General features: G+C 40.6%; 24 protein-coding genes. 17 read left to right on the top strand and 7 right to left on the bottom strand.

What is annotated here, in order from left to right; genetic code table 11:
• The 17 genes from GX654_11350 to GX654_11270 all read left to right on the top strand — a co-directional run.
• Positions 1 to 444 (top strand): glycosyltransferase (locus GX654_11350; GenBank protein ID NLD37454.1); only part of this gene is annotated, 444 nt, incomplete at its 5' end.
• Between the two features lie 48 nt (positions 445 to 492).
• Positions 493 to 1122, top strand: a complete 630-nt coding sequence (locus tag GX654_11345) for a class I SAM-dependent methyltransferase (GenBank protein ID NLD37453.1) — start codon at positions 493 to 495, stop codon at positions 1120 to 1122.
• Between the two features lie 20 nt (positions 1123 to 1142).
• Entirely contained in the window at positions 1143 to 2276 is a 1134-nt protein-coding gene (locus GX654_11340; GenBank protein ID NLD37452.1) for a glycosyltransferase family 4 protein, read from the top strand.
• Positions 2273 to 3229, top strand: coding sequence for an NAD-dependent epimerase/dehydratase family protein (locus GX654_11335; protein NLD37451.1), 957 nt, complete (start codon positions 2273 to 2275; stop codon positions 3227 to 3229). The genes GX654_11340 and GX654_11335 overlap by 4 nt, the downstream gene beginning before the upstream one ends.
• Positions 3230 to 3273: 44 nt before the next feature.
• Positions 3274 to 4221, top strand: coding sequence for a UDP-N-acetylmuramyl pentapeptide phosphotransferase (locus tag GX654_11330; protein ID NLD37450.1), 948 nt, complete (start codon positions 3274 to 3276; stop codon positions 4219 to 4221).
• Positions 4222 to 4622: 401 nt separating this feature from the next.
• Positions 4623 to 4871 carry a UPF0175 family protein gene (locus GX654_11325; GenBank protein NLD37449.1) on the top strand — a complete coding sequence of 83 codons (249 nt, stop codon included), beginning with the start codon at positions 4623 to 4625 and terminating at the stop codon, positions 4869 to 4871.
• Positions 4872 to 4874: 3 nt separating this feature from the next.
• Complete coding sequence (locus GX654_11320; GenBank protein NLD37448.1) at positions 4875 to 5366, top strand: DUF3368 domain-containing protein; 492 nt, start codon at positions 4875 to 4877, stop codon at positions 5364 to 5366.
• 313 nt (positions 5367 to 5679) lie between these two features.
• Positions 5680 to 5916, top strand: coding sequence for a type II toxin-antitoxin system prevent-host-death family antitoxin (locus GX654_11315; protein NLD37447.1), 237 nt, complete (start codon positions 5680 to 5682; stop codon positions 5914 to 5916).
• Between the two features lie 2 nt (positions 5917 to 5918).
• Positions 5919 to 6371, top strand: a complete 453-nt coding sequence (locus tag GX654_11310; protein ID NLD37446.1) for a PIN domain-containing protein — start codon at positions 5919 to 5921, stop codon at positions 6369 to 6371.
• A 304-nt stretch (positions 6372 to 6675) separates the two neighbouring features.
• Complete coding sequence (locus GX654_11305; GenBank protein NLD37445.1) at positions 6676 to 8736, top strand: YjbH domain-containing protein; 2061 nt, start codon at positions 6676 to 6678, stop codon at positions 8734 to 8736.
• Positions 8737 to 8784: 48 nt separating this feature from the next.
• Positions 8785 to 9069, top strand: coding sequence for a nucleotidyltransferase domain-containing protein (locus GX654_11300; protein NLD37444.1), 285 nt, complete (start codon positions 8785 to 8787; stop codon positions 9067 to 9069).
• Complete coding sequence (locus GX654_11295; GenBank protein NLD37443.1) at positions 9066 to 9521, top strand: hypothetical protein; 456 nt, start codon at positions 9066 to 9068, stop codon at positions 9519 to 9521. The genes GX654_11300 and GX654_11295 overlap by 4 nt, the downstream gene beginning before the upstream one ends.
• Positions 9521 to 11419: a polysaccharide biosynthesis protein gene (locus GX654_11290; GenBank protein NLD37442.1), complete on the top strand. Its 1899-nt coding sequence runs from the start codon at positions 9521 to 9523 to the stop codon at positions 11417 to 11419. Before GX654_11295 ends, GX654_11290 begins: the two co-directional genes overlap by 1 nt.
• On the top strand, positions 11416 to 11853 hold the full coding sequence (locus tag GX654_11285) for a hypothetical protein (protein NLD37441.1): 438 nt from the start codon (positions 11416 to 11418) through the stop codon (positions 11851 to 11853). The genes GX654_11290 and GX654_11285 overlap by 4 nt, the downstream gene beginning before the upstream one ends.
• A 155-nt stretch (positions 11854 to 12008) precedes the next feature.
• Positions 12009 to 12248, top strand: a complete 240-nt coding sequence (locus tag GX654_11280) for a type II toxin-antitoxin system Phd/YefM family antitoxin (GenBank protein NLD37440.1) — start codon at positions 12009 to 12011, stop codon at positions 12246 to 12248.
• Positions 12245 to 12643, top strand: a complete 399-nt coding sequence (locus GX654_11275) for a type II toxin-antitoxin system VapC family toxin (protein NLD37439.1) — start codon at positions 12245 to 12247, stop codon at positions 12641 to 12643. Before GX654_11280 ends, GX654_11275 begins: the two co-directional genes overlap by 4 nt.
• 77 nt (positions 12644 to 12720) lie before the next feature.
• A complete protein-coding gene (locus tag GX654_11270) occupies positions 12721 to 15630 on the top strand; it encodes a peptidase M16 (GenBank protein ID NLD37438.1) in 2910 nt (969 codons plus the stop codon).
• Positions 15631 to 15792: 162 nt separating this feature from the next.
• On the opposite strand, the gene GX654_11265 is transcribed toward GX654_11270, so the two are convergent.
• From GX654_11265 to trpE, 7 genes are all read right to left on the bottom strand, one after another.
• Positions 15793 to 16557 (bottom strand): tryptophan synthase subunit alpha, encoded by a 765-nt coding sequence (locus GX654_11265; protein ID NLD37437.1) that lies wholly within the window; start codon positions 16555 to 16557, stop codon positions 15793 to 15795.
• Positions 16547 to 17773, bottom strand: coding sequence for a tryptophan synthase subunit beta (gene trpB / locus GX654_11260; GenBank protein ID NLD37436.1), 1227 nt, complete (start codon positions 17771 to 17773; stop codon positions 16547 to 16549). Before trpB ends, GX654_11265 begins: the two co-directional genes overlap by 11 nt.
• Positions 17770 to 18396, bottom strand: coding sequence for a phosphoribosylanthranilate isomerase (locus tag GX654_11255; GenBank protein NLD37435.1), 627 nt, complete (start codon positions 18394 to 18396; stop codon positions 17770 to 17772). Before GX654_11255 ends, trpB begins: the two co-directional genes overlap by 4 nt.
• Before the next feature lie 28 nt (positions 18397 to 18424).
• On the bottom strand, positions 18425 to 19231 hold the full coding sequence (trpC, locus tag GX654_11250) for an indole-3-glycerol phosphate synthase TrpC (GenBank protein ID NLD37434.1): 807 nt from the start codon (positions 19229 to 19231) through the stop codon (positions 18425 to 18427).
• A 112-nt stretch (positions 19232 to 19343) separates the two neighbouring features.
• Positions 19344 to 20375, bottom strand: coding sequence for an anthranilate phosphoribosyltransferase (trpD, locus tag GX654_11245; GenBank protein NLD37433.1), 1032 nt, complete (start codon positions 20373 to 20375; stop codon positions 19344 to 19346).
• A gap of 2 nt (positions 20376 to 20377) precedes the next feature.
• A complete protein-coding gene (locus GX654_11240) occupies positions 20378 to 20950 on the bottom strand; it encodes an aminodeoxychorismate/anthranilate synthase component II (protein NLD37432.1) in 573 nt (190 codons plus the stop codon).
• A complete protein-coding gene (gene trpE / locus GX654_11235) occupies positions 20947 to 22380 on the bottom strand; it encodes an anthranilate synthase component I (protein NLD37431.1) in 1434 nt (477 codons plus the stop codon). The genes GX654_11240 and trpE overlap by 4 nt, the downstream gene beginning before the upstream one ends.
• Between the last annotated feature and the right edge of the window lie 444 nt (positions 22381 to 22824).

Raw genomic sequence — 22824 nt, 5'->3', positions numbered from 1 at the left:
TTAGGGATTACAAAAAACGAATATAAGCATTTGTTTGCTCAGAATACGTTGCCATGTGGGATTGATGAGGTTGTTTCTTTTAAGGGGAGACTATCCCATGTTGAGACAATAACATCTATTAGTAAAGCCGATTATCATATCTTTATACGAAATAGCAATAAGTTAAACATGGCAGGTTTTCCGACAAAATATGTTGAGTCAATTTCGTGTGGGACACCTGTGCTAACAAACTCGATGCTGAATATTGAAAAGTATTTTATACCTGGCCAGACGGGATATATTTTAGACACTTCATCTCAAGAAAATTTAAAAAAATCTTTATTTAAAGCCTGTAATGTTGGGAAGGATAAAATTATTAACATGAAAAAGTATTGCAAAGACTTTAAAGGTTTTAACTATTCTAATTATATTGATTATGTAGATAGCTTCATGAAAAATATATAATTATTCCATCTTTGCGCATGCTATTTTTGTACTATTAGATAAGGGCATATGAATCCAACTAATATTGTTAGAAAAGTTTTTCCAACTGCAAGGCGTCTCCTTGTTGAGAGATCGATTAAGTCACTATCTATTCCAAAATATGATAATGTTCTTATTGCTGGCGCTGGACATGATCCCTATGCTGTTTTGTTTTCTAATGCAAAAAAATATATAAGGTTAGACATAACACCTATAAAAGGTAAGACCGATATCATAGCTGACGCTATGGCTCTTCCTTTTAAGGACGCATCTCTCGATTGTGTATTAGCTTCGGAACTAATAGAACATCTTAAATATCCATTCTTATTTGTCGATGAGGTAGAACGTGTTTTAAAGTTAGGAGGATGTGTAATCATTACCATACCATTTATGTTCCAGCAACATGCCGATCCGTTCGATTATTATCGTTTTACACCTGAGGCACTTAAAGTAGTTTTTCAACGCTTTAATCATGTTGAGATAATGGTGCAGGGTAACCGCTCTCATGTGATATCGGACCTTCTAACAACAGCATTCAGGCCTTATCCTATTCTATTTCCCTTAAGAATATTTAACCATCTGCTTGTATGGGTATGGAGTGTATTTCCTAAAAGAGTATCGACTGCCCCTAGTGGTTTCATACTTATTGGTAGGAAATAAAGCTTATTTATGGGTGATAAGTGCGAAGATTCAAATTGATATTTTTCGTTACTGAGGATTGGTATTTTTATTCTCATCGTTTGCCTCTTGCTATTGCAGCGAAAGATGCCGGTTATGATGTATCAGTGATTACACATGTTAACAAACATGGTGAATTAATACGTCAAGCTGGTATCAGGCTGATTCCATTTGATTTGTCCCGCCGGGGGATGAATTTGGTTTCAGAGCTTTCAGTAATAAAGCGTCTCATAAAAATTTATCGTGAAGAAATGCCTGACATACTTCACCATGTCGCAATGAAGCCAGTCATTTATGGTTCTTTTGCAGCTAGATTTGCTGGAGTATCTAATGTGGTAAATGCTTTTGCAGGTCTTGGTTACATTTTTACTTCAACAGATCTAAAGGCACGTCTCTTGCGCGCTGTAATGGGATTATCTTTGAGGTGGCTTATTAACAGAAAAAAATCTCGCTTAATATTGCAAAACCAGGATGATTCTGAGTTATTGATTGGCAAAGGTTTTATTAATAAAGAAAGGGTAAGACTGATTAAAGGATCGGGGGTTGATATTAATATTTATTCACCGACTAAGGAGCCCGATGGTGCCCCTTTAGTTATTCTTGCTTCTCGAATGTTATGGGCAAAGGGGATTAAAGAATTTGTTGAGGCTGCTAGATATTTGAAAAGTAGGGGTGTAATAGCGCGTTTCGCGCTTATTGGGGATAGTGATATGCATAATCCCTCATCTATTTCTGTAGATCAATTATCAGATTGGGATTCAGAGGGTGTTGTTGAATGGTGGGGGCATAAAAGTGATATGCCTAATGTTATTTCAAAATCAAACATTGTTTGTCTGCCTTCATTTTATGGTGAGGGTATTCCAAAAGTATTGATAGAAGCCGCTTCTTGTGGTCGTGCTATAGTAACTACAAACACACCAGGGTGTAAAGAAATTGTAATTGATGGTGAAAATGGTTTATTGGTCCCTATACGTAACCCAGAAAAACTAGCAGATGCAATTGGTACTTTAATTGCGAATAATGGACTTCGCAAGAAAATGGGAGAAAATGGACGCAAGCTAGTAGAAAACAATTTTTCTTTAAAAATAGTTATTGAAAAGACAATGGAAGTATATAAGGAATTACTAGGTCAATGAAGATTTTAGTAACAGGGGCCAATGGTGTCATAGGAAGAGAACTGTTCACCTTGTTACCATCCTTATATGAAGTTGTTGCACTCGACATTAAGAAAAATGTAGATTTCCCAAATAAATATAAATTTATTGAATGCGATTTAACGGACATTGCACTACTAAAAAGTCAAATTGGTATCATACCCTCAACTGTTATACATTGTGCAGGGTTGGCTCATCAGAAGGTAGGAGCTTATGATAGGGATGCCTATATTAAAATAAACAGCGAAGCAACTGAAAATCTTGCATCCATTGCCGCTGAAAAAAACAAATTACATTTTATTTTTCTTTCTACAATTTCTGTTTACGGAGAGAGTGATTTATTGCAACCTGTTTCTGAAGATTCCCTATCTAATCCTTCAAGCGATTATGCATTTAGCAAGCTGGATGCAGAGAAACGTCTTATTGCTTTATATGAAAAGGGTATAATCCATAAATTAACAATTCTAAGACTCGCCCCGGTATATGATAGGGATTTTCGGTTAAATCTTGAAAGAAGAATTTTTGGGCCTAAAAAAATCGCATATGTTGTTTTTGGAAACGGACAACAAAGTATGTCTGCTCTTGCAAGGCCAAATCTTATCGATTTTATAGAACATATACTTAAGAGAAGAGGTAGTGAACGGAGTATAGAAGTTATAAATGTATGTGACCCTAAACCATACTCATTCTATGAAATCATCAAAACTTTCAAAAATAATAATATTTATGGTTATAAACCGGTAGTTCCAGTACCTTTATCAATGGTTTGGTTTCTAACTCGTCTGGCCGGATCAATTTTTAGGAAACAAAAATTATGGTTTCATTCCTGTTATGATAAAGTGGCAGGAAGCCTGGTATTTGATAACACTCGCATGCTTCAAACAGGTTTTCAGCCTAGACATGATTTGCATTCGGTTTTTGCAAAGCGTAACTGAATATTATGGTGCCCATTTATTTAGTGAGTTTTTTTTTAGGATGCTTGGGTGCATGGTCTATATCACATTATGCTAATTATGTAGGCCTGCTTGATCATTCAAATAACAGGAGTTCTCATGTAGGTATTATCCCAAAAGGTGGTGGGATTGGGATACTTATTGCCTTCGTTATTTCAACCATATTTGCTAAAATCTCTCCAGCATTTTGGATACCTGCTGTTATTCTTTCTTTGATAAGCCTTATTGGCGATAAAAGGGAAGTGTCCCCAAAGCTTCGACTGCCTATTCAATTTTTATTAACTCTATCCTTCATTATATTTGCTCCTGTCCTATCTGATGTTCTTCCTTCTGAGGCTTTAAAGCTCTCTCCAGTTTTCTCTATTCTAATTTTTATCTTTTTCATTTTGTTCATTGTAGCCACAACCAACTGGTACAACTTTATGGATGGCATTAATGGTATTGCAGGAATTACAGCTATTGTTGCTTTTGGTTTGCTTGCTTTCTATAATTATATTTCTCACGGTGATAGTAAATTAACATTTCTTGCAGTCTCCATCGCTTTAGCATGTATTGGATTTCTTCCTTTTAATTTCCCAAACGCTAAAGTATTTATGGGTGATGTTGGTAGCATTCTTTTGGGATTTGTATTTGCATCTTTTGTAGTTATGCTTTCCAGGAGTTTTCTGGATTTTATATGCCTTGCCGGGTTTCTATTTCCATTTTATGCAGATGAATTTGTTACTATGTTTGTCCGTCTCAAGGCTGGTGAAAACCTTCTTAAAGCCCATAGAAGACACTTTTATCAAATCCTTGTAAACGAAATGGGTATTGCCCATTGGAAAATATCTGTTGGATATAGTGCATTGCAGTTGATAGTAGGGCTGTGTATCCTGTTAATAAAGCCATTTGGTATTATCCCGGTCTTTGGATTGCTATTGTTCTTCTTTGCAGGTTTTGTATTTGCTAACTATTTCATTCGTATGAGGTGTTGAAATGGATGAAGAGGATTTGGAGAGGGTGGTTAAGGGGATTCGAAATTCCAGAAGTCGGTAGCCAGGAGTCAGAAGACAGATACCAGATGTCAGAAGACAGAAGATAGAGGGATGAGACCTGAAATTTGAAACCGGAATGAGAGGGATGAGGGCGGAGAACTGAGACCTGAGACAAGAGACAAGAGACAAAAGATAGAAGAAAGAAGACAGAAGTCAGAGAACGGAGATCAGAGAGACCTGAGACTTGAGGCTTGAGGTAAGAGGGGATATAGCTCTATTAACAAAGATTCTTGGCAATGTTATTTCCACTGTAGGCGTTTTTGAAATAACTATCAAAATAAAATGGTTTTGATATAATTTATACGAACATTAATAATTTTAAATGATAAAGGAGGTATAGCATGCGAATGATAGAGATAGAATATCCCGATTTCATACCTGCTGTACTGAACCAGAGCAATGAAACGTTTGAGCAAGAGGCCAGATTCGCCCTGGCTGTCAAGTTATTTGAAATGGGAAGGCTTACATCCGGTCAGGCGGCAAGAATGGCAAAGGTATCCCGTGTTAGATTTTTGCTGGAATGCAATCGTTATGGCGCATCCAGCGTGCAATGGGATCAGGAAGAGATTAACGCCGAATTTTCAGAGTGATACATGCTTGGTAAAATGGTTTGTAATACAGGCCCGCTTGTAGCCTTATCACTAATTAATCGTATAGATATTCTTCGAGACCTTTTTGATGTTATCGCTGTACCCGAGGCAGTTCATAGAGAGATCCTGGCTGGTGGATCAGAAAATGCAGGTTTGTCCAATTACAACAGGGTACAATGGATAAAGGTTTTACCGATTTCTACCTCGATTGATCCTTTGTTGTTAAAATCTCTGGACGAGGGAGAGGCATCTGTAATTGCACTTGCAAGAGAATTGAAGGCGGATTTTACATTAATCGATGAACGCAAAGCAAGAAAGATTGCAAGAACTGTATATGGGTTGGAGGTTATTGGATCTGCAAGAATCCTTGTTGAGGCAAAAAATAAAGGGCTCATAGAAAACGTTGGATCAGCCTTACAAAATATGCGAGATAATGGTTATTGGATGGGCGCATCTATTGTTGAAGCAGCATTAAAAATGGCTGGAGAATTATAATTGTAGGTATATTTCAAAGGTATTTTTTCAAGCTGTTATAGAAGATATTCTGGCAAAGGTCCTGAAAGAAATAGAACGCCGCTTTTTGCCATCCAAAAGAAAACAGGGTAAAGTTAAATTAAAGATATATAAAAATAGTGGTCAGAGATCAGAGGTCAGCAATCTGAAAAGTCGGAGGCAGAGTTTCACCCCGGCTTTTTTGTTATTTGGCTCCTTATGTAGGGTAGCATTTCAAAAATCAGGGAAAGCAATTGACAGTTAGACCTCCTTCCTTTAAAGTAGTGTTATTAACTACCTTTAGCGGAGGATTTATATGAAGACTATAACATCAGCTAATGCAAATCGTGATTTTTCTAAATTATTAAAGGAAGTTCGGATGGGTGAAGATGTAACCATTCTTTCCAGAGGTACCCCTGTGGCAAAGATAACATCTATATCATCAGACACTATGCGAAAAAGCGCAATGAAAAAACTTCTCCTATCTCGTTTAAAGTCCCAGTCGGTTACAGGGGTCCGTAATTGGACACGAGAAGACCTTTATAGTGAATAATGATGAGAATAGCCCTTGATACAAATATCCTGGCATATGCAGAAGGGATCGGAGATGAAGTGCGCTGTAGTAAAACAATATATCTTTTAGAGAGGTTGCCGGCTGAAGAGATCCTTATCCCTGCCCAGACTTTGGGGGAGCTCTTCAGGGTCCTTACAGGGAAGGCAGGACGAGCGCCTATGCTTTCGAGAGAGGCAATTATAAGCTGGGCTGACAGTTATGAAGTTGCCCAATCCTCCTGGGCATCATTTCAGGCAGCAATGGATCTGGCTGTAGATCATAAGCTTCAAATATGGGATGCATTGATTATGGCTGTTGCTGCGGAGAACCAATGTCGCCTGCTTTTGAGTGAAGATTTACAGACAGGTTTTATCTGGAGAGGCATTACAGTTGTAAACCCCTTTGATTCTCAACATTCACCACTTCTTGAAAAATATTTTTCAAATAATTCATAAGACAATTGGAAATCCGGAAATCTGAAGTCAGAAGTTGGGGTAGGACAGTAAAAAGATTATTCTTTTCCCTGAATATCTAAAACAATTAAGTATTTAAGATATTAATAGTTTCAAAGAGTAAAGAGGCAGGTAACTACGAATAAATATGAGCCAAGATCATTGAAAATAAACAACATTAAGGTTGACATCCCCTCTGTAATAAAAGAATGTAGCAAGTTATAAAAGGTTCAGAGTTGTTATCATTTTGAGTTACATTTGCTCTGGTTTTACAATCTGTAAAAAATAATAATCATTGATCAGCATTATGAATAAATTAAATTTCCGGCTTTCAAATTTTGTTCTTTCTGTATTGACATTAATACTGCTTTTTACTGCTGAAATCTCATTTTCATCTGACCGGCAGTTTGTAAATACATCAAACTGGGGCGGTACAGGCCTTATGGAGATCCCCAATGCAAGGATACTGGATGATGGAGTAGTGAGATTCAGTGGAGCTGTTGCTTCACCCTACAGGTGGATCAATGCAGGGATAGGTTTACTCCCGGGTTTAGAGTTTTCAGGTAGATTGACAGCAATAACAAATATACCTGCTCTTACAGAGAACTATGGTTCAAATAAAGACAAGGCATTTGATATAAAGTATCAATTATTTGCTGAATCAAGGGAATTGCCTGCTGTTGCTATCGGTTTTAATGACTTTCATGGCACTGGCCTTTTTACTAGCGAATACATTGTTATGAGCCGTCAGGTGTATCCCCTTGATCTTACATTTGGGATTGGGAGTAAAAGGTTCAGCGGAGGTCAGGTGAAATTTTTCACAGACAGGTACAGCCTTTTTGGGGGTTTTGAGTTTGAGCTGAGTGACAGGTTCATGTTCATGGCAGAATATAACCCCATCAAATATGAAGAGGATGTCCCAAGCGCTCGTGGTGTGCCTCAGGGCGCCAAGACGCCTGTCAATGTTGGTTTAAGGGCAAGGATAATAAAGGGCATTGATATGGGGATATCCTTTCAGCGTGGGGATACTCTGGGCCTCTCCCTCAGTGTAGGTTCTCTTTTGGGCGATCAGGTGCTCCCACAGGCCCCTGATCCAGCTCCTCTTTTACCGGTAGATAGAAGGCCCTTTAATGAGCGGGATAACAGGGCGATAATCCAGTCCATATATGATGCTGTAAAAAAGGCAGGTTTTGGTGATGTAGCGATTTATACAGATGGAAAGGATATCATCTGTGAATTTCAGAATAATAGATATCTCTCCAATCAAAAAGCGGTTGGAAGGGTATTAAGACACATGCTTTTCAATTCACCTCATGATACCCGGCTTTTAACTGCGGTTGTAAAAAAAGGTGATTTCCCTATCCTGAAAATTTCAGTAAAACCTGACCATATGGATAAATACATCCTGGGTGATATTCCTGAAGAGACCTTTGTGAATAAGCTACTTAAGGTAGAGATTACAAATGGTATTGCAGAGACTGATGCGAAGAATTATTTGAAGGTTTCAGACAAAAAGGATTTTAATTTTGAATGGGAAATAAGCCCTGATCTTGATATTTACTGGAATGACCCTTCAGGTTTCTGGAAGTTTTCAGCAGGTGTAGCGCCCTATGTTACATTTGATCTCTGGAAAGGCGCATCTGCCTATGCACGGTTTACTGTGCCTTTCTATTCCAATATTTCATCTCCTACAGCAGAAGAGTTGCCCCATGATGTTGTGAGGAGTGATATATCCAAGTATAAAAAGGACAATTACACTTTTGACAGATTAATGATTAATCAGATCCTGCGCCTCTCTGACAGGTGGTTCAGCCGTGTAAGTCTGGGATATTTTGATTTAATGTATGCCGGAGTGGGCGGTGAGTCTCTCTATTTTATTGGCGATGGCAGGGCGGCACTGGGCGTTGAAGCAGACTGGGTTAAAAAACGTGTACCTAAAAAACTGTTTGAATTGATGGATGTGGACAGATACACACTGCTGGGTAATGCTTATTATTATTACCCTGGTCTTGACATAACATTTAAGACACAGTACGGAAGGTTCTTAGCCGGTGATGTGGGCTGGAAATTTGACATAAACCGGAGATACAAGACGGGTGTTATACTTGGCATGTTTATGACCTTTACTGATACGGACAATATCAATCAGCCCGTGTTTAATGATGACTATAACCATAAGGGTGTTTACATGAGGGTACCATTAAGGATGTTTTATACAAAGGACTCAACAAAGACACTTAATTATGGTATATCACCCTGGACAAGGGACGTGGGGCAGACAATCTCCCACTGGAAGGATCTTTACAGCATAGCCGGTGAGCTTATGCCTGGAAAATTTAAAAATGAATCAGATGAGATAAAAAACTGACAGGCAAATTCATTTACCTGGAATAAGGGCTTTGGTAATAATTATAATATGCGGTTAACAGAAAAAGAAAAGAGAGCAATTTTAGAATCAGTAAGAAAGTTAGATCCTCATGCTGAGGTTTATTTATTTGGATCAAGGACAGATATGCTGAAAAAGGGAGGAGATATAGATATTTTAGTGTTATCAGATCAATTAGAATTTTTTGATAAGCTTGCTATCAAGGCTGCACTGTTTGAAAGGATAGAGGAGCAGAAGGTTGACCTTTTGATAGCAAGACACAGGGGTGATCCATTTGTGAAATTAGCTCTTGAGAAAGGTGTCAGGCTACAATGAGTAATTTATTTGAAATCATGAAAAATGAGTTGAAAGAACTTGAAAAAGCCAATGATATTTTTCAATACTCCTATAAAAAATGTTCTTTAATTGGCCTGAGAGATGATTTAACAAATGATGAACTTGAAAGCTTTGAGGCCCTTACCAGCCGATTTGCGAGGTTGAGTGATCTGATAATTCAAAAGATTTTAAGGTATTTTGATGCCCTGGATCTTGAAGATGAAGGGACTATTAGAGATCGCATAAACAGGGCGGAAAAGAAAGGGATTATTAAATCCGCTGATGATTTTGTAAAGATAAGACTTCTCAGAAATGAAATCTCACATGAATATAAATCAGATACAATATATGACATATATAAAAGTGTGTTGACCCTTACGCCACCATTGCTGGAATGTGTGGATAATATTTTTATATATTCATCGAAATACTATAAAGAGATAAAAGACTAATGCCCAGATTTTTATATAAAAATTTTTTCATTATCTTTCTTATTGATATTATCCTCATTGGCTTTTCCTGGTATTTTGCCCATTTGCTCAGGTATAACTTTGCTATACCTGAAAGCTCATTATCAATACTTCATCGTTTTATTCCCTTTGTTATAATTACTAAAATTATAATCTTCTACCTCTTTAATCTTTATGAGGGTATGTGGAGATATACAAGCCTTGCAGACCTGCTTTCTATCCTTAAGGCTGCCAGTATTGCATCACTGATTGTTATACTCCTTACCTTTTTTACACACAGGCTGGGAGGGTTCTCGCGATCAATATTCATTATTGACTGGGTTCTTACACTCCTCTGTGTAGCTGGTAGCCGTGTTGCTATAAGGCTCTATTACTGGTTAGGCGCAGGTGATGAATCAGCAGGGGTAAGGAGTATCAATTTTTTAAAGGCCCTTGTAAAACCTGGCAGGAAGGGTAAAAGGCTTATTATAATCGGCGCCGGTGATTGCGCAGAAAAGATCAGCCGTGAAATACATGATAATCCGAATCTTGGATACAGGATCATGGGTTATATTGATGATGACCCCAATAAGGCAAGCAGGCATATACATGGTATACCTGTGCTGGGTAATAGGAATGAGATAGGTTATTATGTCGAGCAGATGGAGGCACAGGAGCTACTGATTGCCATGCCATCCATTGCTGCCAGGGAGATGCGGGAGATTGTTAAACTGTGCGAAAAAAGCGGTGTGCCATATAAGACTGTCCCAGGCATGGGTGAGCTTATCAATGGTAAGGTGACGATTAAGGCCATAAGGGATGTTTCATATAATGACCTTATCGGCAGAGAGCCTGTGAAGCTGGATGAGGAGAGGATAGGTGCCTACCTCAAGGGTAAAAGGGTGCTTATTACAGGTGCTGGCGGTTCAATAGGTTCTGAACTGTGCAGGCAGGTATGCAGGTTCTCGCCTGAAAGCCTTGTGCTCTATGAACGTGCTGAAAGCCCGCTTTATGAGATTGATCTGGAGCTGAAAGAGCGTTTCCCGAATGTAACCATTATCCCAAGGCTAGCTGATATTACAGATACCTGTAAGCTTGAAAAGGCATTTACAGATACCATGCCTGAGGTAGTGTTTCACGCGGCTGCGTATAAGCATGTACCCATGCTCGAGCATAATCCCTGGGAGGCAGTCGGTAACAACATACTTGGAACAAGGAATGTGATTGCTGCTGCCAATAATGCAGGGGTTGAGAGATTTGTTTTTGTATCCACTGATAAGGCGGTAAGGCCGGCAAATGTTATGGGCTCCTCAAAAAGGGTGGCTGAGCTGATGATCCAGGCGCAGAATGGATGCAACCTCACTGATACAAAGTTTATTACTGTAAGGTTCGGGAATGTGGTAGGCAGTGTCGGGAGTGTAATCCCCCTATTTAAGAGGCAGATAGAAAAGGGTGGTCCTGTAACAGTAACACATCGTGAAATAACCAGGTTTTTTATGACCATACCTGAGGCGTGCCAGCTTATACTTCAGGCAGGTTCAATGGGTAATGGAGGCGAGATATTTATACTTGATATGGGTGTGCCCATTAAAATAGCCGAAATGGCAGAAGACCTGATACGTCTTTCCGGTTTTGAACCATACAGGGATATAGATATCAAATTTGTAGGTTTAAGGCCCGGTGAAAAGCTCTATGAGGAATTGATCACAGAGGGCGAGGGGATAGTAAATACATCCCATAAGAAGATAATGGTTTTAAAGGGCACTTCCTGCGACCTTACCATACTCAATGGAAGGCTTGAAAAAATGGAGAGCCTGATGGAAAAGCAGGATGGTGAGGGCATAAGGCAAGCCCTTAAAGAGATTCTGCCGGAATATATAGAACAGGAGAGAGCTTCATGAAAAACGGAAAAAAAACACTGTTTTTGGGGATCATTATTGGTGTTGTTATCTCTTATTTTTTCTTCAATTATTTTGCCCCCAGGTATGAAATAAAAAAGACAGCAGCCCTTACTATGAAGGTAGACAAGTGGACAGGCGACGCATGGAGGCTTGTAGATAATAACTGGAAGAAGATGAGTGATATGGATGAAAACTGGGAGTTGGTGGATAAAACCCTTGGGGAGGCAATAAACATGAAGCTCCCGATCCCAAAGGTTGATTCAAACCTTGGCCTTAAAAAGCTAAAAGACCGATATCCTGCGTTAAAGGACATACCTGATGATGACCTGCTTGAAAGAATCAAGCTTGTCTATTCAAAACAGGTTATGGTCAATATGTATCTTGGTGATTTCATGAAGGCTGGTGAAGAGACACAAGAATCTCAAAATCCATAAGATACTTTTTTACAATCTTTACTTTCTAAAAAAGCCGGTTTAAAACCGGCTTTTTTGTTTGGCAAGCAGGAAGCTACTCCTTATCATTCTTGACAAGTTGACCAGAAAAACCTATTCTTAACTCAGGTTTTAACAGGTCTAAATGGAGGATATCAATGGAGACATTTTCTATTGGTGAAATGAAATCCCGGTTTTCAGAAATAATCGGAGAGTTGCGGCAGGGCAGGGAGATAATTGTCAGCTATGGCAAGAAAAAGGAAAAGATAGCAGTACTAATACCATATGCTAAATACAAAAATAAGCCTGAAAGAAAATTGGGTATCTTAAAAGGTATCGGTAATTGCAATATTCACAAAGATTTTAAAATAAGTGATGATGAGTTTCTTTCCTTATGAAATATATCCTTGATACTCATGCCTTTTTGTGGGCGCTCTTTAATCCTGATAAGTTGAGTAAAGCAACTATCCAGACAATCATTTCCCAGGAAAATAGTATTGCTGTCAGTGTGATTACATTCTGGGAGATATCCCTCAAGTATTCAATAGGCAAACTGGATCTTTCAGGCATTAAACCTGATGACCTGCCTGGCTTTGCAAATAAAACAGGTTTTGAGATTGCACAGATTAGCCCTGATGAGGTCGCAACCTTTTATAAACTCCCCAGACTGGGTCATCGTGACGCCTTTGATCGCCTGTTAATATGGCAGGCAATACAGCAAAAAAGGATTCTTATCTCAAAAGACAATTCATTTAATGAATATAAGGATTATGGCCTTCAAATGCACTGGTAGAGCGACCTTAAAGGCTTTAGCCCTATAAAATAAGAACTGAAAAAATCTAGTTTTCCGAGGCTATTGAAAAATATATGATGAATAACAACTATGAATTAATAAAAAAACAGGATATCCCAGAGATCAGCACCCTTGCCTGTTATTACAGGCATAAAAAGACAGGTGCGGAGATCCTTTCGCTTGTTAATGATGATGAAAACAAGGTATTTGGCATAACATTCCGCACCCCGCCAAATGACTCAACAGGGCTGCCACATATACTGGAGCATTCTGTCCTCTGCGGTTCCAGAAAATATCCTGTAAAAGAGCCATTTGTTGAGTTGATGAAGAGTTCACTCCAGACCTTTTTAAACGCAATGACCTTTCCTGACAAGACATGCTACCCGGTGGCAAGCCAGAATCTACAGGATTTTTACAACCTTGTTGATGTATATCTTGATGCCGTGTTTTTCCCTGACCTTACGCCCTATAAACTTATGCAGGAGGGGTGGCATTATGAGCTGTCAACCCTTGAAGGGCCGCTTGATATCAAGGGTGTTGTATACAGCGAGATGAAGGGTGCATATTCATCACCTGATAGTATCCTGCATGATTACACCATGCAGTCCCTCTTTTCTGATAATGCATATGCCTTTGATTCAGGAGGTGACCCGAAAAAGATACCTGACCTCACCTTTGAAAAATTCAAAGAGTTTCATGAAAAATATTATCATCCCTCCAACGCAAGAATTTATTTTTATGGTGATGATGACCCTGAAAAGAGGCTGACGATAATTGATGAATACCTTAAGCTCTTTGATAAAAATGAGATTGATTCAAGGATCCTAAAACAGAAACCCTTCAGCTCCCCGGTAAGGTTAATCAGGTCATATGATCCGGGTGATGATAATCAGGATCACAAGGCCAGGTTCACTGTCAACTGGCTTCTGCCACAGGGTGATGACCCGGCCAATGTCTTTGCAATGTACCTGCTTGAATATATCCTGCTAGGTATGCCCGGTTCTCCATTAAGAAAGGCGCTTATAGAGTCAGGGCTTGGCGAAGACCTTGCAGGTGTGGGTCTTGAGTCCGATCTGATTCAACCCTATTTTTCCACAGGGCTGAAGGGGATAGCCCCTGAAAATATTGACCGGGCACAGAACCTGATAACCCAGACCCTGAGATCTCTTGCCGTAAATGGGATTAACAGGAACGATATTGATGCTGCGCTTAATACTATTGAGTTTGCCCTCAGAGAGAATAATACCGGGAGCTATCCAAGAGGGCTTGTATTAATGCTGAGGGCACTTAATTCGTGGTTGTATAATCTTGACCCCCTGGCGCTTGTAGCCTTTGAAAGGCCATTAAGCGATGTAAAATCTGCCATAAGAGATAATCCACGCTATTTTGAAGAGGTGATAGAAAGGTATCTTCTCGATAATCCTCACAGAACAACTGTAATCCTCAGGCCTGAAAAGGGCCTTATTGAAAAAGAGAAAAATGCCCAGGAAAAAGTTCTGGCTGAATACCTGGAAAGATTAAGTGACTCTGAAAGTCAGAAAATTTTACATGATGTCCGTACTCTTAAAGGGCTTCAGGAAAGGGCTGATACCCCTGAAAATATTGCCTCTATCCCTGTTCTTAAACTCTCAGATATGGAAAGGGAGAACAGGATTTTTCCATGTGAAGAGTCAGAAGAGATCGGGACAAGGATTATGTATCATGATTTTTTTACCAACGGCATAGTTTATGTTGATATTGGATTAGACCTCCATCTACTCCCACAGAGATTTCTACCATATTCACATCTCTTTGGAAGGGCGCTTCTGGAGATGGGTACCAGTAAGGAAGATTATATCTCCCTCTCACAGCATATAAGCAGAAAGACTGGTGGCATAAGGCCGATATTTCATACCTCCAGCAGAAAAGGGTTAAGAGAGAGCGGGGCTTACATGTTTCTTCGCGGCAAGGCAATGCAATCTAAAACAGACGATCTTTTTGAGATATTCCGTGATATTTTATTAGATGTTAAACTGGATAATCTTGATAGGTTCAAACAGATCGCGCTTGAGGCAAAGGCCAGGGAGGAGCAAAAGGTGATTTCTTCAGGGCATCAGATAGCAAGCCTCAGGCTAAAGGCCAATTTCAATGAGGCAGACTGGGCAGCAGAACAGATGAGTGGGATCTCTTACCTCTTTTTTTTAAGGAAACTCATTGAAAGGATGGAATCAGACTGGCAGGGTGTGGTTTCTGATCTTGAAGAGATCCGCAGGATCCTTGTCAATAGAAATCATATGATCATAAATATCACGACAAACCGTGATATCTGGCAAGAGATGAATTCTGATACAATTAATTTTATAAAATATTTCCCAGCGAAGGATATCCCTGTACAAAGCTGGCAGTGCAATAATTTCCCTGATGGCGAGGCAATTATTATCCCTTCCCAGGTGAACTATGTTGCAAAGGGTACGAATATCTGTTCATATGGTTACAAACCCAATGGCTCAATTCATGTGATCACAAGGTTCTTAAGGACATCCAGGCTGTGGGATGAGGTGAGGGTAAAGGGGGGCGCATATGGGGTCTATTGCACCTTTGACCGGCTTTCAGGCATGCTGACCTTTTTATCATATCGCGACCCCAACATAATGAAAACTATCAGGGCATATGATGATACTGCTGATTTTATGGGAATGCTTGATATAAGTCAGGCTGAACTTGAAAAATCAATTATTGGCACCATTGGCAATATGGACAGCTACCTGCTTCCAGATGCAAAGGGTTATATCTCAATGCTTCGTCATCTGTCAGGTGAAACAGATGAGGATAGGCAAAAGATCAGGGATGAAATATTGAGCACAGGAAAGGATGATTTTATCGCCTTTTCAGAATATCTCAGTACTGTTAAAGATAAAGGAGCAGTAAAGATTGCGGGCTCTGATGCCGCTATTACAGAAGCAATGAAGGAGAGACCGGGCTGGCTTGAGGTTGTGAAGGTGCTTTAAGTATGGATATACATTAAAATGAATAAACCGCTAAGACTCAAAGAACGCAAAGAAAAATTGTTAAGTAAGATTGTATCCTGATAAATTAAAACTTTGCGGCCTTTGCGTCTTAGCGGTTAAAATTACACTGATTTCTGTCTACTGACTCCTGAATTCTATTCCTCATCTCAACCCCCTTATGAATCCTCCAACAGCATCAATACCTGATTCCTCCATCACCCTGATGGACTGTGTCCCTATTACTGCAATATCAGCCTTTCCCTTTAAAAAATCCACATCAGCCTTTTGCTTTATACCAAAGCCCACAGCCAGTGGCAGTGATGTGGCATTTCTGCATCTTTTAAGATACGCTGACAATTCTTCGGAAAAGTTAGTATCCTTTCCTGTGACCCCTTTCCTTGCAGCGCAGTAGATGAAACCCTTTGCGTATGATGAGAGATATTCCATCCTTTCATCTGTTGTTGTGGGAGAAAAGATAAGTATAGGGGCAATATCTTTTTTATTCATCTCGGCAAGGAACTCAGCACCCTCTTCAGGTGGCAGGTCAGGGATAATGGCGCCCATAAGGTTATTTTCTGCCATCTTTTTTGAAAAATTATCTATGCCAAATCGGTACGGCACATTGTAATATGTCATTATGAGAAATGGAATATCAAACGTTCTGGCAGCTTTGCCTGCAAGTTCCATGCATGCCTCAACAGTTGTGCCATTATCAATGGCATGCTGGTTTGCCTTAACGATCACAGGGCCGTCAGCAGTAGGTTCGGAAAAAGGAATCTGAAGCTCCATGATATCAACACCGGCCTTTACCATAGCCTCTATAATCCTGAAACTTGCATTAAGAGAAGGGTAGCCCAGCACAATATGTGTCATGAGCAGGATATCTTTTTTAACCAGTTGTTCTTTTATATATTTTTCAAGCGACATAATTTCCCGCCTTTTTCTTGATAAATTTCAGCCATTCAGGGTCATTAAATGCATCAGCTACAGTGAATATGTCCTTGTCACCTCTACCTGACTGATTAATGATAATAATATCATCCCTGTTTAATGATGATGCCTCTTTATATGCCTGGGCAAAGGCATGGGAAGATTCAAGGGCAGGGATAAGCCCCTCCTTCCTTAGTGTCAGGGTGAATGCATCCAGTACCTCTTTGTCGGTCGCGGCTTCAAACCTTACCCTCCCTTTTTCCTTCAAGTCGGCCAGAATTGGTGAGACCCCAACATAATCAAGCCCTGCTGAAACACTGTGTGTCTCCATCATCTGCCCATCCCTGTTCTGTAAAAAATAGGTCTTATATCCTTGTGCGATACCCGGAGAACCGTCTTTACTTGCGAGCCTTGATGCATGCATGCCTGAATCAATACCTTTGCCACCTGCCTCAACACCTACAAGCTCCACCGGGTCATTTAAAAAACCGCTGAATATACCGAGTGCGTTTGAACCTCCGCCAACGCAGGCATATACACGCTTTGGAAGTTTTCCTGTTATTTCCATTACCTGTTTTCGCGCCTCTATTCCGATAATGGACTGGAAATACATAACCATTTCAGGAAAAGGGTGTGCCCCGCACACAGTGCCAAGCACATAATGGGTATTATCCATATTTGATGACCAGTCCCTGAATGCCTCATTAATGGCATCCTTAAGTATCCTTGTCCCGTCTATTACAGGGACGACTGTTGCGCCTAATCTCTCCATCCAGAATACATTTGGCCTCTGTCTTTCCACATCCTTTTCACCCATGTAGATAGTGCATGCAAAACCAAACTTCGCTGCCATTGTTGCAGTTGCCACACCATGCTGACCCGCACCAGTCTCAGCTATTACACGGGTCTTACCCATCCTCTTAACTAAAAGCCCCTGCCCCATAACATTATTTGCCTTATGTGCGCCTGTATGGTTCAGGTCTTCCCTCTTGATATATATCCTTGCGCCGTCAAAGTGTTTTGTAAGGTTTTCCGCATAGGTAAGAGGTGTTGGCCTGCATGAATAGTTTGACATTATATTAGTATATTCATCCCAGAAGTTTGGATCATTTTTGGCCTCATCAAATGCCTTTACAAGTTGTTCAAAGGTTGAGACCAGTATCTCAGGGATATATGCACCGCCAAACTTCCCATAATATTTTGTTGTTATCATTTAAAAACTCCTTCCATATTTAGAAACAGCTCCTTCATAAGCGCATGGTCTTTTTTGCCCGGGCTTTTTTCAATACCGCTGTTTAAATCAACCCCATATGGCCTGACCTTTTTAATGGCCTCTTCTATGTTTAAAGGTGTAAGCCCGCCCGCAAGAATTACAGGGATACCCAGTGCAATAATCTCCACTGCCCTGTCCCAGTTAAAGATTTTTCCTGTCCCTCCTGCCGCCTTTTCAGAATAGGTATCAAGCAGCAGTGCCCTTACCTTTCCCCTGTATGCCTCTAATTGCGATATATCAGTATCATCCTTTACCCTGATGGCCTTTATTGTCCTGGGCATAAGGGTTTCGCATGTTTCAGGTGTCTCGTCTCCATGCAGTTGTACAGCATCAAGTCCGCAACAGGCTATTATATTTCTGATCTTTTCAATATCTTCATTCACAAATACGCCTACACTTTTTATAAATGGCGGCAGTCTCTTTATTATGTCTGCCGCTGTAACCGGTTCTATCTTTCTGGGGCTCGCTGGTGCAAAAATAAAACCGAGTGCATCAGCGCCGAGGCTTGCTGCCATGGCTGCATCATCGTAAGTTGTAATACCGCATATCTTTACCTTCACCATCATCTGCCCCAGTAGTCTTTCCTCTTTTCTATTTCCTAATTTCTCTTTCCTGAATATTCCCTTTTCCTGCCTCCACAAGTTCTTTTACCTTTTCTCCCGGCTCCCCGCTAGACATGAGGGCTGAACCTACTAGTACTGCATTTACCCCTTTACCTTTAAGCCTTATGATGTCATCACCGCTCTCTATCCCGCTCTCACTAATTAGTATGCACTCTTCTGGTACAAGTTTTATAAGTTCCATTGTCATATTGATATCAACATGAAAGGTATCAAGGTCACGGTTGTTTATTCCTATAATATCAGCGCCACATTTAATGGCAACATCAAGATCATCCCTGTCATGCACCTCTGTTAGTGCAGCCAATCCATGTTCTCTGCAAAGTATGAGTAATTCCCTGAGCTGGCTTTTTGTGAGTATCCGGGCAATCAACAGAATTGCATCTGCCCCATAAAGCACTGCCTCTCTGACCTGTATCTCATCGATGATAAAATCCTTCCTGAGTATCGGGAGCTTAACAGCATTCTTTACAACGGGCAGGTTTTTAATATCGCCATTAAAAAAGAGTTTATCAGTCAGAAAGGATATTGCAGATGCACCTGCATTTTCATACGCAATGCCGATTTCAGCAGGGTCACCCGATTCACGAATTGTTCCTGCAGAAGGAGACGCAAACTTGATTTCAGAGATAAGATTGATCCTATTCGGAGTAGAAATCGCCTTTTTAAAATCCCTTAAAGGAGGAATATTAATATCAGGCTGAGATATACCCTCTTTTTTAAGTATGGCTACCTCTTTGTGTTTCTGCTCTATTATCTCTTTTAGTTTCTGGTGCATGGGTGGTGCCTTATATTAAAATGCGATTATTACGTCTTTTCAGTTATTAATAAATTATTTAACCATAATTAACTGGCGCAAGGCTCAGGGCTCAAGGCGCAAGGTAAATCGATCAGGATAGGCTGTTCGTAAACCTGATCAACTCCTCTAATTTTGCCTTTGCCTTTCCTGCGTCTATGGTCTCTTCACCAAGCCTTACCCCTTCTTTAAAGTCCTTTGCATAACCTGCTGCAACAAATGCAGCAGAGGCATTAAAAAGTACCATGTCCCTTTTCGGCCCCTTTATGCCATCAAGTATATCTTTGATGATGCTTGCGTTATAGGTGGCATCACCCCCCTCAATATCATTTATATCAGCCCTTTTAAAGCCGGCCTCTTCAGGGGTTATTTCAAAGGTATTTATTTTGCCATCCTTAACAAGCGATATTTTTGTAAAACCGCATATGCTGATCTCATCAAGGTTCCCTTCGCCGCACACAACGAATGCCTCTTTTACCCCGAGCCGGTTAAGTACCATTGCTATCTTTTCTGTCAGATTAATGTTGTATACGCCGAGCACAAGGACTGTTGCACTTGCAGGGTTGGTAAGGGGACCCAGGAGGTTAAATACACTCCTTATGCCGATCTCTTTTCTGGGGCCTGCTGCATATTTCATGGCGCCGTGAAATTGAGGAGCAAAAAGAAACCCAATGCCTGTTCCATTTATACATCGTTCCACATCCATAGGGCTTATGTTCAGGTTTACTCCCAGTTTTTCCAGCACATCGGCAGCTCCGCATCTGCTTGATACTGCCCTGTTGCCATGCTTTGCGACTGTGATGCCTGCCCCCGCAGTTACAAATGCAGCGGCTGTAGAGACATTGAAGGTTCTTGCTCCATCTCCTCCTGTCCCGACAACATCTAGTATAATTCCATCTTTTGCCATTGAAGGAGATACATTAACCTTTGTTGCCTTTTTCCGCATAACCTTTGCTGCGCCTGTTATTTCATCAACCGTCTCACCCTTTATTCTTAAGGCGGTAATAAAGGCCCCGATCTGTGCAGGGGTCGCCTCTCCGGACATGATTTCATCCATTGCTGTTTCCATCTCGGATTCGGTAAGACTGATGGTATCTACAAGCTTAGTTATATAATCACGTATCATTATCAGTTACCCCTAAAGTTCAAAAAATTACTTAAAAGCAGGTCTCCTGCATCTGTTAGTATGGATTCAGGGTGAAACTGTACACCATTAACCTGATGCTCTTTATGTCTTAGACCCATTATCTCACCTTCATCTGTCCATGCGCTTATTTCGAAACATGCAGGTAATGTTTTTCTTTCAACAATCAGAGAGTGGTATCTCACCGCCTCAAAGGGGTTTGGTAATCCACTAAATATCCCTTTTCCATCATGATGAATCATGGATGTCTTTCCATGCATGATCCTCCCTGCCCTTATCACAACCCCGCCATATGCCTCGCCTATTGCCTGGTGCCCCAGGCATACCCCGAGTGTAGGAATCTTTTTTCCAAACTCCTTTATGGCCTTTATCGAGATACCTGCCTTTGCAGGGGTGCATGGCCCTGGCGAGATCATCAGACTCTCTGGGGAGAGTAAGTTTATTTTAGGGATATCTATCTCATCATTCCGGTACACCTTAACCTCCTGTCCCATGGGCTCTATCAACTGGACAAGGTTATATGTAAAGCTGTCGTAATTATCTATGAGGAGTATCATTGTTCCTTTACCCTTTCTATTGCATTAAATGTTGCGCTGGCCTTTCTTATGGTTTCCCTGTATTCCTCTTCAGGGTCTGAGTCTGCTACAATGCCTGCCCCTGCCTGTATGGAGAGCCTGTTGCCTGAAATGGTGATTGTCCTTATTGTAATACAGAAGTCCATATTGCCATTGAATCCGAAGTAGCCCACTGCGCCGGCATAGGGGCCCCTCTGGCCCGGCTCAAGCTCGCTTATTATCTCCATTGCCCTTATCTTTGGCGCCCCGCTTACAGTGCCCGCCGGAAATGATGATATGAATAGGTCAAAACAATCCCTGTCCTTTCTCAGGGTGCCTTCAACCCGTGAGACAATATGCATGACATGTGAATAACGTTCTATCTCCATCAGTCTTGGCACGCTTACGGAACCAGGCGCAGCAACCTTACCCGCATCATTTCTACCTAGATCAACAAGCATGATATGCTCTGCCCTTTCCTTTGGGTCTGCCATAAGCTCTTTTTCAAGTCTAAGGTCTTCTTCATCAGTAGCGCCGCGAGGTCTGGTACCGGCTATGGGCCTGAGTTCAATCTTACCATCGGTCAATCTCACAAGTATTTCAGGAGATGCCCCAATGAATTTTATGTCTCCGAAATTAAGATAAAACATGTATGGAGAAGGGTTAACGCTCCTCAACTGGCGGTAAATCTGAAAATCTTCACCCTGTATTTCACCTGTAAACTGCTGTGAAATAACAACCTGGATTACATCCCCAGCTACAATATATTCCTTGGCCTTTTTTACGGCCTCCTCAAAAACCTCTTTCTTGAAATTAGACTTGAGCTCAGTTATTGTTACGCCCTTATCAATATCACGGACAGGTTTTTTTAATTTGAAAATGGTCTCATCTACCTCGTTGCAGGCCCTTTTATAGCACTCCTCCATATTGCAGCCATTTTCTATATAAGCAAAGGAGATCACCTTCATCACGTGGGTAAGGTGATCAAATACGATCAGGTTCTGACTGGCAGTAAAGATTGATTCAGGGAGAGAGCTATCCAGAGGCTCTATATCCGGCAGCCGTTCCCATTTTCGTATAAGGTCATAATTAACATACCCTACAAGCCCGCCCTGAAATGGAGGGAGATCAGGGCTCATGACCGGAGTATACCTTCTGGAAATACCCTTAAGGATATCAAATGGATTTTTTACATCCGTGATAATCTCCTTTTTATCTCCCTTATGTATCTCCACACTGTTTTCACTGGTGAGGATACTGATAAAGGGTTTAAAACCGATAAAACTGTACCTGCCCCACCTGCTCCCACCGTCAGCGCTTTCGAGCAAATATGAAAATGAGCTGTCACGGAGTTTAAGATATGTTGACACAGGGGTCTCTATATCTGCCAGAAACTCCTGATATACTGGTATCAGGTTGCCATGGCGCGCCATCTGCTGAAAATCACTGAATGAAGGTTTCTTTTTCAATTGCTGCTCCTGAAATAAAAAAAGGCCGTGAGTTTAAAACCCACGGCCTGTAATATTTGTACCGCGGGCCTTAAGAAAATGCCCCCGGTTATTATAAAAAAAGCTTACACTGGCAGGCACTCCTTAACGTTAGAGGTACGCCACCACCAGTTAATGTTTGTGATATTTAAAAGTTCTCTGCACATGGGGTTGTAAAATATTAGCCATGTAAATATTTGTCAAGCTATTTTTAACCTTGACAATAAAAAGTAAGTTTTCATATAATTTCAATAATTTATTTTAAGCGGGTTAATACACTATGAAACAAAGAGATACATGGCAGTTTTTCTTTTACTTTTTTGGCACAAGAGGTCTGCCCATGGTTTAATGTTTCTTTTTTATGAATTAAAGGCCGTGGGTGGAAATACT

The organism is Desulfatiglans sp. (assembly GCA_012513605.1).
Taxonomy (GTDB): domain Bacteria; phylum Desulfobacterota; class DSM-4660; order Desulfatiglandales; family HGW-15; genus JAAZBV01.
The sequence above is the reverse complement of the archived record's forward strand: the minus strand, read 5'-3'. Positions and strand labels throughout refer to the sequence as shown.